The 12063-nt window shown below is 52.5% G+C and carries 8 protein-coding genes; 1 reads left to right on the forward strand and 7 read right to left on the reverse strand.

Features of this window, described 5'->3' with window-relative positions; genetic code table 11:
- The gene (locus J7J49_RS21390) at positions 1-4563 is read right to left on the reverse strand and encodes an EAL domain-containing protein (RefSeq protein ID WP_215095539.1); all 4563 of its coding nucleotides are present in this window, start codon (positions 4561-4563) and stop codon (positions 1-3) included.
- A gap of 526 nt (positions 4564-5089) precedes the next feature.
- On the opposite strand from J7J49_RS21390, the gene J7J49_RS21395 reads away from it, so the two are divergent.
- Complete coding sequence (locus tag J7J49_RS21395) at positions 5090-8581, forward strand: EAL domain-containing protein (RefSeq protein ID WP_215095541.1); 3492 nt, start codon at positions 5090-5092, stop codon at positions 8579-8581.
- Here the strand turns inward: J7J49_RS21395 and J7J49_RS21400 are convergent.
- From J7J49_RS21400 to J7J49_RS21425, 6 genes are read right to left on the reverse strand one after another with little or no spacing between them, the layout of a single operon-like run.
- A complete protein-coding gene (locus J7J49_RS21400) occupies positions 8559-9014 on the reverse strand; it encodes a YcgN family cysteine cluster protein (protein WP_064233658.1) in 456 nt (151 codons plus the stop codon). The two genes, J7J49_RS21395 and J7J49_RS21400, sit on opposite strands and share 23 nt — an antisense overlap.
- A 35-nt stretch (positions 9015-9049) precedes the next feature.
- Positions 9050-9625, reverse strand: coding sequence for an acyl carrier protein phosphodiesterase (locus J7J49_RS21405; protein WP_215095543.1), 576 nt, complete (start codon positions 9623-9625; stop codon positions 9050-9052).
- A gap of 6 nt (positions 9626-9631) precedes the next feature.
- The gene (locus tag J7J49_RS21410; RefSeq protein ID WP_215095545.1) at positions 9632-9940 is read right to left on the reverse strand and encodes a YcgL domain-containing protein; all 309 of its coding nucleotides are present in this window, start codon (positions 9938-9940) and stop codon (positions 9632-9634) included.
- A complete protein-coding gene (gene rnd, locus J7J49_RS21415; RefSeq protein ID WP_215095547.1) occupies positions 9937-11073 on the reverse strand; it encodes a ribonuclease D in 1137 nt (378 codons plus the stop codon). Before rnd ends, J7J49_RS21410 begins: the two co-directional genes overlap by 4 nt.
- Before the next feature lie 47 nt (positions 11074-11120).
- Positions 11121-11726: a recombination mediator RecR gene (gene recR, locus J7J49_RS21420; RefSeq protein ID WP_064233654.1), complete on the reverse strand. Its 606-nt coding sequence runs from the start codon at positions 11724-11726 to the stop codon at positions 11121-11123.
- A gap of 3 nt (positions 11727-11729) precedes the next feature.
- Positions 11730-12056: a YbaB/EbfC family nucleoid-associated protein gene (locus J7J49_RS21425; protein WP_064233653.1), complete on the reverse strand. Its 327-nt coding sequence runs from the start codon at positions 12054-12056 to the stop codon at positions 11730-11732.
- Positions 12057-12063 lie beyond the last annotated feature (7 nt).

Below are 12063 nucleotides of genomic sequence, written 5' to 3' on the forward strand. Positions count from 1 at the left end.
TCAGGCGTTCCTTCCCGTATCATCGTTGCTAAAAGGGGGAGCATAGCCCGCGGCTAGCACGGTAAACTCAGCCAGTGGTAGTGGTCGGGATAACAAATACCCTTGGACGTAATCACAGCCGTTGGCGGTCAACCAACTCAACTGGGAGTGGGTTTCCACGCCCTCTCCGACGGTGCGGATATTAAGTGCTTTGGCCATTCCTAAAATCGCCAGTGCAATCGCCTGGTCGCTCTCGTCTGCACTGTCAAGCCCGTCTACAAAGCTTTTGTCTATCTTAAGCTCGGCCAACGGCAGCCGTTTTAAATAGGCGAGCGATGAGTAGCCAGTGCCGAAATCATCCACCGCTAGTTTAATCCCCGCTTCACGCAGTTTTTCAATATTGCCCAATGCCGCACTTGAACGATCGACCAGGGTGCTTTCGGTAATCTCCACTTGAATCAACTCATGGGCAACCCGGTACTGTTTCAAACAAGCGAACAAATGAGAGATGAAACGCTCTTCCTGGAAACTGCGGGCAGATACATTCATCGCCACCGGAGGTGGGCAGACCCCATCGGCCAGCCACTGAGCTAATTGAGTAATCAACAACAACGCAACATGCCGGTCAAGCTCTAAAATCAATCCAGTGGCTTCGGCAACGGGGATAAAATCAGCCGGACTGACCTCCCCCAGCACGGGGTCACTCCAACGCAGCAGCGCCTCGGCGCCGACTAAGCTATGGGGAGACGCGCTGGTAAATTTAGGCTGATACATTAGCCTTAAGCGGCCCTGCTCCATCCCTTCGCGCAGCGCGTGCTCAATGGCCACATCGCGCATCAAGCGCTCTTGTAGCTCGGGTTTGAACAGCTCAAACCGATCGCGACCGTTCTCTTTAGCACGGTACATCGCGGTATCCGCTGCTTTGGTTAGGCCAGCCACATCGTCGCCATCATCAGGGCAGAAGGCCAAGCCAACACTCGAGGTCACAAATAGCGAGTGACGACGAACATCAAAGGGCTTTGCCAGCGCCTCTACAATTCGCTTGGCTACCTGCTCGGCGCCTTCAATCGTGGTATCGGATATAATAATGGTAAATTCATCGCCCCCAAGGCGAGCCACGGTGTCCAACTCCCTCACTAGCTCACGCAGCCTGCCAGCCACTTGGATCAGTAACTCATCGCCCACATCGTGACCCAAAGTATCATTGATACTTTTAAAGTTATCCAGATCCAAAAACATCAGCGCACTGATTTGATTATTGCGCCGCGCGTGGGCAATGGCCACCTGAAGGCGATCTTGAAACAGTGTGCGGTTGGGTAACCCCGTCAAGGCATCATGGGTGGCGAGGTACTCTGCGTGCTGCTGTGACTCTTTAATGTGGGTAATATCTGAAAATACCGCTACATAGAGCATCTCTTCATGGCTGTCCGGCTCGATGCTGTTAAGCGTTAGCCACTGGGAAAATAGCGTGCCATCTTGACGATGGTTCCACACCTCTCCCTGCCAAAAACCATTCTGTTGAACCAGTTCCCAGACAATATGGCAGGTGCCCGGCGGCTCTAATTCCTGTCCATTCTCCTGGTCACTATAGAGCAGCGGGAGCGCAGGCGTGTTGAGCACCTGCTGGGTGGTAAACCCGGTAATCCGCGTAAAGGCAGCATTAACCGACTGCACATTGCCCAAGGCATTGATGACAACAATCGCCTCTCCCGCCTGCTCATAGACTTTGGCGGCCACCTGCATTTCCCTCTCAGCCTGTTTGCGAGCGGTTATATCTTCGGCTTCGGTCAGAATCAGATTGGGATGGCCTTGTTCATCGCGTAGTACCTGATGAACCGACGAAAAAATGCGCACGCCTCCTGCTGAACTAGTGAGCACGTGTTCCGCTTTTACCATACGCTGATAGCGCAGCGCCTCAAGATCGCTTGCCCATACGGAGCTAGCGTAGGGTTCAGGAAATACCTCAAACGGGTTACGGCCCACCAGCGCGTCTTGAGAGAGATCGAAGGTGTTTAAAAACTGGGGATTGGCAAAGGTGTAGCGACCATTGAGATCCTTGAGCGCCATCATCACCGTGCTATTTTCCATCAACGCATGCAACTGCGCCTGAGATTGACGTAGCTTGGCCTGCACGTGGCTAAGGTCAGTAATGTCCATCAGTGTCACAATCAGCAGCTCTACATTGCCCTCACGACTAACACCGGGGGTCAATACGCGCTGTAGCAACCTTCCATTGTCCTCGACCACGTCCTCTTCAGGCATCCCACTGGCCATGACACTGACTAGCTGCTCTTCAAGGTTGCTAAGCGCCGTAGGTAACGTTAACCCCGCCACATGACGCTGAAGAGCGGTCGGTCGGAAATTAAAATAGCGCGCCGCGGGTGCGTTATAGCGCTTTAGACAGAAGTCGGTATCAAACACCAGCAGTGGGAAATCAAGCGCGTCATAGAGATAGGTGTACTCTGCGTTGAGCCTAGTCAACTCGCCGGATTTTATATTCAGCTCTTCATTAAGGTTTATAAGTTCTTCGTTGGTCGCCTGAAGCTCTTCGTTGGCGGCCTCCATCTCTTCATTAGTGGCTTGAAGCTCCTCATTAGATGCTTGGGCCTCTTCATTGAGCGACTGCATCTCCTCGTTAGCCGTGGCCAGTTCTTCAATCAGTGCTTGAAGATGCTCACGGGTAGCCACCAGCTCATTTTCTAAGCTATTGCCTTGACCAGGCGGCAGTGGCTCCATCAGCCGTTCTAAGGAGCCATCGCTAGAAAACGAAGGCTCAACAAGCGGTTGGGGGGTGATCATCACCAGCACATGATAGTCGTCATCGCCCTCTGCGAGCGCCCGCACACTGAGCCGCCACCAGCGATCTTCAAAGCGTCGACGGCGCCCTAATTGTGGTTCTCGCTGTGTTTGAAACTGACGCAGCATCGCCATCAGCTCGCCACGGAAAGCAGGGCTAATCACATCACCGATACCCACCTGGCTGCGACTAGCAGTAAAGGGTAGAAACTTGGCTACTTCGCCCGCCGCATGCAGCACGCTCCCTTGCGCATCACACACTGCCACCGTCGCTTCCATATGGGCAACCAAGGCATCTAACAGCTGCTGCATATCACGATCCCGTCGACGCTGCAGAGGCGTCTCGCCAGCGCTTTGGGTGGTTCGTACAGCCACTTCGCGGCTCTCACCCTGTTTACTGAAAAGGCGCTCACGCCGATTAAGCGGGGTAAATAGGCTTTCGGTTTGGGCGATGCTTTCCGAGCGGCCCAGAAACAGTAACCCTTTAGCCGTTAACCCAAAATGGAAGCGCTGGAGAACACGCGCCTGCAATTCGTTATTAAAGTAGATAAGTACATTACGGCAAGAAACCAGATTCAAACGTAAAAACGGTGGGTCATCGACCAAATTGTGTTTGGCAAACACCACCATATCGCGCAATTCTTTGCTCACTTCAAAGGTCTGCTCTGTCGCAATGAAATAGCGTTCGACCCACTCAGGGGGCAGTGCTTCCAAGGCAGCGCCAATATAGTTTCCCCGTCGGGCGACTTCCAAGGCATCGTCATCAATATCTGTGGCGAATATCTGCACGACCCGACTGGCATCGCCGTGGCGTCGCTTCGCCTCGGCAATCATCAGGGCAATGGAGTAAGCCTCTTCTCCGGTCGCGCAGCCTGCTACCCATATCCGGATCGGCTCACGTTCAGCATCCTCAATCAGGCTGCTAATAGCACTGTCCAGAGCATCAAATGCCGACTTATCGCGCACAAACGCCGTTACCGAAATTAAAATATCACGGCCCAACAGCTCTAACTCAGCCGGACTTGACTCCACTAACGCTAAATACTGCTGCATGTCAGCCATATTGGTGGCTATCAGCCGACGCCGTATTCGCCTACTCAGCGCGCTTTTTTTGTAACCGGAAAAATCGAGTTGGCGATGCTCTCTCAGTAGTGACAGTAAACGCTCTGGCACGGCTGCCTGGCTACTTTCATGGTTTGCATGCACCTGGACAAGCTCGGCTAAGCGCGGCGCCATTGCCTCAGCACCCAATACATAGTCAATCACACCGGCGTTTAACGCCGACTGCGGCATGCCGCTGTATTTAGCACTGGCCGGCGTTTGCACCATGGTGATACCGCCAGCCGCCATAATGGCTCGCAGCCCAGCTGTACCATCATAGCCGGTGCCGGATAGCACGATCCCCACCGCCGCCTCGTGGGCATCCGCCGCCAAAGAGATAAAAAAATCGTTGATACAGGGCTTAGGTACTACATGCGGCTCAATGGGCGTGGCATAAAAAATACCGTCTTCAATCAAGGCGCTGGTATTAGCCGGCACCACGTAAATCACCCCGGCTTCCGGGATTTGATTATCTTCAAAATGCCGCACCCGAAGGCGGGTCTCACGACTTAAGATATCCACCAGCATGCTTTTATGGGTTGGCGATACGTGCTGCAACACGACATAGGCCAGCGACATATCAGGATCGAGCGGTTTAATTAGCTTAGCAATGGCTTCTAATCCGCCAGCAGAAGCGCCGATACCCACCACAAGAGGAGGAGCTAAAGGGGGAGTAGCAGCGGTCATAGCAGTCCTTTACTAAACGGTATAGTCGCTAGCAGTCTACACGCCTTGCCAGGCAAAGCGACTTTTCAAGCGAGGGAAATAGGTCAATAAACTCCTGACTTATAATGCAGCAATGGCATAGGCTACCACCTGCCTTTACCTGAAGCCTCTGAACCTGCTAATGGTCTAGTTCTGATTAATAATTTTGCTACATTTAACCTATGAGATGATGGCATCCTGGCAGTGTCGGGTAAGGTTGAACTGCCGTATCACCCATAAGGAACGATGCATAGTCGACGTTTATAACGATTGAAGCGCATATTTTACAAAAAACCATATGCTCCTTTATGCCTAGAAAAGGCTTGTCAACTTAATCTCAAAACACAAAAAAATATTAAATACATAGGCTTAATAAATTAATAGGCGCTAACGAAGGGGTATTTCCTCTTTGCGTTGATGATATCCCCTGGTGAGCTATTGGTTTCTAAAGGTACCTTATGTAAACAGCCGTCAATACACCCTTCACTGGATGCATACATAATAGCTAATGGACGTTAATAATCGCGAACTTGCACTTCAAGCGGGCTTACTTATGCTGCTGGTGTCCACCATTGTGATTGGTGCAGGTGGCTTTTTGCTGGGCTTTTTTCCTGACGTTCACCAGCCTCAATCGCTCGCTCTGCTACCCGATAGCGCGCTGGTGATTTTATTGTGTGGACTAGGCCTCAGCGCAGTGATGGCTGGCTTTGAACGTTTTCGCAAAGCAACCTCCATCGCACTCGCCGCGGTTGCCTGCTATACATTGGTACACAATGCCCTAGACCCTTCATATCGCGCAGCCTCCTTGCTGAGTGGTCATCAACGCCTGCCTAGTCAAGCCGCCCCGATATTACTTATGGCTGCATTTTGTCTCTGGGTAGGCCCTCAAGGACGTTGGCAGCGCCGTATTTGGCAACTCGGTGGGCTATTTTTATGGATGGTTGGCTGTATTACTTTAGCGGCCCATCATGGGTGGCCCGTGCCCGCCTGGTTACCCCGCGCCAGCGCATTGATCCCCGGCCTGATCGGCTTTTTATTTGGCATTGCCATGATGATGGTGAGCCTGCATGTTCCTCACTTGAAAACATCCTTAAGCAGTGCCGCTGTATTGGCAGGAATCCTTGGGGTTAGCCTGAGCATGGGAGGCTGGTTTTTAGTCAGCTGGAACCAGCATGAAGACATGCATCGAAACGCACAGCAAAACCTGGAAGGTATTGCGGTCAATATTGATCAAATGCTGACGTCGCGGGCAATCGTACTAGAGCGCTTAACAGAACGGTGGCGCCAGGTCTTTGCCGACCCCACATCGCGAAACCGGGAGGTTGAGCGCTACTGGACAGATTATCCAAGCATATTAGCCATTGCGTACTTTAATCCTACGGCCAATGATCTATGGCGCCGTTCTCGCCATGACAGTGCTCTACTTTGGCTTGATGAGCAGTTGAGCACATTAGCAACATTGACTTGGCTTAATCAGCAGCGAAATGTCATCCAGTGGTCGTTTCCCGACTATGAACGCCCTACGCTAGCGCTGCTCTCTGTCAAGCAGCCAGAGCAGCCCTATCAGCTCGTGGCTGCCATCGACTTAGCGCTACTTATCAAGCGGGAAATCAGTGTGGTTAATAGCACTTATTCGCTGCATATAACCCATTCCAACGGCTCCCTCATTCATGAAGGGAATGGCCTATTACAAGCCTCTTTCCTCGGGCCACAGCCGCCAATGCTCGCTGAGCATACAATGGTGCTACCGGGAGGAACGATCATCAATTTGGCTCTCTCGGAACTCCCCAACCCGCCCATAAAACTAGCTCACTTTATAGCCGCTGGGGTGGGGCTTTCAGGGCTGCTGCTCACTTACCAGCTGGTTTTCAGCTTTGCCTTGATATCTGCCCGGGCTCAACGCACGCGTGAACTTTCGAAAGCAAAAAAGACCCTGCAGGATAGCGAACAACGGTTTCGCTCGCTGTTTACACAAAACCCTGATGCGGTGTTTTCGCTAGATTTGAGCGGTTATCATTTAAGCGTCAATCGATCCATGCTCACCCTTCTTGAAACTAACGAAACACAGATTCTTGGTCGTCATTGGAAAGACTTTGTCGCCCCTGAACATCACCCCATCGTGGATGCCGCCTTCCAACAAGCATTATTAGGTATTGCCCAGCGCTTTGACTTAGAGGTCATCAACCAACAGGGCAACGCACACCAGTTAGATGTGTCGTTTTTACCGACCGTGGTAATGGATCAAGTCGTAGGCGTTTACGGAATTGCCAAAGAGATGACTGCGCTGCGCCAAAAGGAGTCTCAGCTACGTATCTATCAACGCAGTTTGGAAGCCAGTAGCAACGGCATTTTAATTTGTGAGGCTCAGCAAACGGATTACCCCATTCTTTATGTAAACTCTGCCTTTGTGAACATGACAGGCTATACGCTTGAAGAAGCACAAGGTCGCAGCTGGCGTTTTTTACAGGGCCCAGATACCGACCCACAGCAAATTGCTGATATACAGCATGCCCTTGAGCAGCAACACGATATCACCATGACCCTCCGCAACTATCGTAAAAACGGTCAAGCATTCTGGAACAACTTATTTCTCTCTCCAGTGCGAAGTCCTGAAGGCCAAGTAACGCACTTTGTCGGCAGCATAAACGATATCTCTGAGCGCCGGGATCATGAGAACGCACTCGCTTTTCATGCTACCCACGATGTGCTAACAGGCCTTGGCAATCGCGCTCTGTTTGAAGATCATTTGCGCCATGACGTCGAACTTGCACGGCGTCATAAGCAGCAGCTAGCGGTACTGTTTATTGACCTGGATGAATTCAAACCGATCAACGATACGCTCGGGCATGGCATTGGCGACCAAGTGCTTATCAACGTTGCCAGGCGGCTTGAGCAAGCCATCAGGCCTTCCGATACCCTGTGTCGTTTCGGGGGCGATGAGTTTGTATTGCTATTACCGGATCTTGAAAGCCCCCAGCAAGCAGAAGAAATTGCCGAGCGCCTGCTCGAAGCGCTTGCTCTGCCTTACCGCATTGAGCGCCACGAACTCTACCTTTCGGCGAGCATTGGTATTGCGCTTAATGACAAACATCTGACGCAACCTGAAGAGTTACTCCAGCAAGCTGATATGGCGATGTATAAGGCCAAGCAGCAAGGTCGCAACGCCTTGCAAACCTTCACTCAGGATATTAATCAAAAGCTCACGCAACGAGTGACGCTAAGAAACGATTTGCAGGAAGCCATTCTAAATGAACAGTTTGAGCTGCATTACCAACCATTGTTAGCAATCGATGGAAACGTTCAGGGCTTTGAAGCACTGGTACGTTGGAATCATCCGGTCAAAGGCGCGATCTCACCAGATCTATTTATACCCATTGCAGAAGAGACAGGGCAAATTATCGCCTTAAGCCAATGGGTGATTGAGCGCGCCGCACGGGATTTTCTCATTCTTCAGCCGCAGCTTCCCAGCCACTGCCGTATTTCGGTCAACCTTTCGCCGATGCAGTTTCACCGGCCAAGTTTTTTAAGCTCGCTCAGCACCACGCTTGCAGCCACTGGGCTCAGCGCAACGTCGCTAGAACTTGAGTTAACCGAAGGCATATTGATGAACGATACCGACGCTGCGATTGCTAGGCTGCATGCGCTGCGCGAGATGGGGATCAGTGTTGCGATTGATGATTTCGGTACTGGTTTTTCAAGCCTGAGCTACTTACGCCACTTACCCGTTGATAAGGTAAAAATTGACCGCAGCTTTATCAACAATATTGCCAACAACAGCAAGGATGCCGCCATCGTGCAAGGCATAGTTGCCCTTGCGCACCATCTAGAACTGATGGTGGTAGCCGAGGGAGTAGAGACGTCACAACAGCACCAACAGTTGGTGGCCTTGAAGTGCGATATTTTTCAGGGCTACCTGTTCGCTCGCCCCATGCCCTTCGAGGCGCTATGCAATTGGTTAACGGCAAGGCGGGGCTCAGTCACATCGGCAGTACAGCAATAATATGCGACTCTAGTTGCTGCTCTGGCACCTCATCCTGGGACACCGCAAAGCTGCGCACACTGACCCCTTTGCGGTGAACCCGCTCGGCGTCATTGCTTAACAGCGGATGCCAACCCGCCAGCTTGCGCCCTTCCGCCACCCGCCGGTAGCCACAGCTCTGTGGTAACCAGGTAAACTCTTTAACCAACGCAGGCGTCAGCTGAGTACAGTCGGGCACAGTGTCAAAACGGTTGGCATAATCGCTACACTGACAGCTGTGGATATCCAGCAGGCGACAGGCTACATTCAACACCGCCAACTCCTGGGTATCCTCATCGTGCAACTTCAGCAGGCAGCACTGCCCACAGCCGTCGCATAGCGCTTCCCACTCCTGGGGCGTTAGCTCTTCAAGGGTAAAGCGCTCCCAAAAACGTTCGCGCATCGCGGTTTCCATCTTCGCCTGCCTCATTGTCACGGAAAAATTCTTTATTATGGGGATGTATCTTGGTGGCTTAACTCGGCTAATAGCGCGGGCCATAGTGTCCGGAAATCGCTCTCTAACGCTTGATAATCATCGTACAGCCAAGGCACTAAAGCAGCCAACTGATTGGGGCCAGATAAACGCCGGCCAATTCCTGCGATCGCCCGACAGGTAAAGGAAAAGTCCGCATAGCTTCTTAGCCAGTCGCGCTCGACGAGAATCGGCATCATACCTGCCAGCCGGTTCGGCGCGGGCCGTGCGGAGAGTAGCCGATAACAACGCTCAACAATCGCCTCTTGATCCGCCATCCCTGCAGTATCCCGGGCTAGAAAATGATCCCACACCATATCCAGCGCTATACCCGCATAGCGACGCTGACCAGCTGGCGCACGCCGCCGTGCATCAATGACGCTAGGATGGCTATCTACCCAGGCATCCACCCGGCGGTGATGGCGAATACCCAGCGCAATGGCGCTAGGCCAGGCGCTTAAATCGCGACCCTTAACCCCATCGGCAATTAAATTGCCGTAGAGAAAATCATCGCTACCAGCACTCACCAACCAGGCATGGGCAAGAAAGTTCATAGCCGGCTATGGTGACGCTTTATTAGCGCGTGAAGCAACGTGGGCGCGATGCACGTCGAGCAAATAGGCCTCTTTAGGCGGTGGCATTTGCAAATAGAACCCTTTATCTTTAATGCCTTCCACTACGTCTACTGCATTCACCCGCGACAATTTCTTGTCAGCGGTCAACAGCATAGTAAACACCGGCACCGGCTTGCCGAAGGTTTCCAGCAGTTGCTCTGGGACATCGGCCAACCCTTGACGCTTATCGACGTATAAATACATTTCATCTTTACGCGAGCTTTTAAAAACCTCGCAAATCAGTTTGTCGCTCATGCTGTTCGCTCCTCAAGAGCCTTGGCTAACGCGGTATTCAAATACTCGCCCCGCCAACCGCTCGGCCAGCTGTAAGGTTCCCCCGCCAAGTCCTGCATCACCAGTGTTTCAATATCGCGGCGGCGCATGAGCATTTCTGGCGCCACCCCTAAGTCATTGGCTTTGTCGGTTACCGCCTTCTTGAGCGCTTTAAAACGCGACTTGAATGTCGGGTGCATGGGGTCTGGCCAACGCTTGGGTAGTCCCGCTTCATCGCAGTGCAGGGCTTGTTTAACCATCGCCAGCAGTGCATCGCCCTCTTTTTTGATTAGCATCGGTTTAACGCCTTCCACCTCTGCGAGTTCGAAGCGATTACTGGGCATCTTTTCGGCGATCGCAAACAGCAGTTTGTCACTAATCAACCAATTACGCGGCAAGTTGCGACGGCGAGTTTCGCCTTCACGCCACGTAGTCATCAGCCGATACGCTTCCATTTGACGGGGAGTGAGGCGCCATAGTTGACGTTGGCGGGTATACCACTGTTGATCGTTATCAACACTGCGCCCGGCCTGTTCGATTAGGTTAGCGCACTCATCGTCTACCCACTCGCGGCGCCCAAGCATGGCAAGCTTTTCAGCCTGTAGCGTCCAGACTTTGAGTAAATAGATAACGTCCAGCGCGGCGTAATGGCACTGCGCTGGCGACAGCGGGCGCACTAGCCAGTTTGAACGAGTTTCCTCTTTAGGCAGGGTTTCACCCACCCAAAATTCGACCAGCTTTTGATACCCCATGCCTGGGTTTTCGCCCAAGAACCCCTGTACCACCTGGGTGTCGATTAACGGCTCAGGCAGTACCCCCGCCCAGTGCTGAAAGACTTCCAGGTCTTCGCTACAGGAATGCAGTAACTTGATGGCACTATTTTGCAGCAGGGCGCGGAATTTATCGGTACACGGGACGGCCACTGGATCAATCAGATAAGCCTCTTCACCGGCGGTAAATTGAATCAACGCAGGGACTGGAAAAAAGGTGTTCTCTCGGAAAAACTCGGTATCCAGTGCAATTACAGAGGCATCGGCAACTTGCTCGCACGCTGTATCAAGCGCATCTGGGGTATCAAGCCATTGAAAAGAGGGAGTAAGAGAGGACAAAAGCATTCTTCCAAGTTGGCGCAAACGCTTTAGCGCTTGCGTTTTAGGTAGGCTTATTCGCTGGCAAACGGCAGACGCCCATTAAAGGCACGACTCAAGGTACCGCCATCAACGTATTCCAGCTCACCACCCATGGGCACGCCATAGGCAAGCCGAGAAAGTTTGACGCCATGTTCGGATAGCAGCGCAGCAATATAGTGGGCAGTGGCTTCACCCTCGATGGTAGGGTTAGTCGCCAACACCACCTCTTCAATGAGCCCTTCTGCAACACGCGCTTCCAGCAAGTCTAAACCAATCGACTCTGGCCCCACGCCGTCTAACGGCGAAAGGTGGCCGTGAAGCACAAAGTAGCGGCCTTTAAAGCCACCGGCTTCTTCAATCGCCAGTTGATCGGCAGGCGACTCTACCACGCAAAGCAGCGCGTCATCACGACGCGGGCTTTCGCACAGCATGCAAATATCAGCCTCGGTGAGCGTGCGGCAACGTTGGCAATAACCGACTTCTTCGATCGCCTGTTGAATAATCGCAGCAAGTCGCTGCCCACCTGGCCGTTCGCGCTCAAGTAGATGCATTGCCATACGCTGGGCCGTTTTAGGCCCAACGCCTGGCAGTATGCGAAAAGCATCCATTAACTGCTCAACGAGAGGAGAAAAGCGCATTGCTTAGAACGGCATCTTAAAGCCGGGGGGAAGGTTCAAGCCCGCCGTTGCTTCTTCCATCTTCTGCTTAGAGCTAACTTCCAACTTGCGTACTGCGTCGTTGACCGCCGCTGCTAACAAATCTTCCAGCAACTCTTTGTCCTCTTCCATGACGCTGGGGTCAATGGACACGTTGGAAACGTCGTGGCGACCGTTCATGGTAACCTTAACCATTCCGGCACCCGCCTCGCCCTGCACTTCGGTATTAGCGACTTCTTCTTGGGCGCGCTGCATTTTTTCCTGCATCTCTTGGGCTTGTTGCATCAAATTGCCCATTCCACCTTTAAACATGGCCTTA

The organism is Halomonas sp. ISL-56 (genome assembly GCF_018612805.1).
Lineage (GTDB): Bacteria > Pseudomonadota > Gammaproteobacteria > Pseudomonadales > Halomonadaceae > Vreelandella.

What these genes read in the sequence shown, in the direction of transcription:
- J7J49_RS21390 (WP_215095539.1), bottom strand. Translation starts at nt 4,563, where the DNA reads ATGACCGCTGCTACTCCCCCTTTAGCTCCTCCTCTTGTGGTGGGTATC.
- J7J49_RS21395 (WP_215095541.1), top strand. Translation starts at nt 5,090, where the DNA reads ATGGACGTTAATAATCGCGAACTTGCACTTCAAGCGGGCTTACTTATG.
- J7J49_RS21400 (WP_064233658.1), bottom strand. Translation starts at nt 9,014, where the DNA reads ATGGAAACCGCGATGCGCGAACGTTTTTGGGAGCGCTTTACCCTTGAA.
- J7J49_RS21405 (WP_215095543.1), bottom strand. Translation starts at nt 9,625, where the DNA reads ATGAACTTTCTTGCCCATGCCTGGTTGGTGAGTGCTGGTAGCGATGAT.
- J7J49_RS21410 (WP_215095545.1), bottom strand. Translation starts at nt 9,940, where the DNA reads ATGAGCGACAAACTGATTTGCGAGGTTTTTAAAAGCTCGCGTAAAGAT.
- rnd (WP_215095547.1), bottom strand. Translation starts at nt 11,073, where the DNA reads ATGCTTTTGTCCTCTCTTACTCCCTCTTTTCAATGGCTTGATACCCCA.
- recR (WP_064233654.1), bottom strand. Translation starts at nt 11,726, where the DNA reads ATGCGCTTTTCTCCTCTCGTTGAGCAGTTAATGGATGCTTTTCGCATA.
- J7J49_RS21425 (WP_064233653.1), bottom strand. Translation starts at nt 12,056, where the DNA reads ATGTTTAAAGGTGGAATGGGCAATTTGATGCAACAAGCCCAAGAGATG.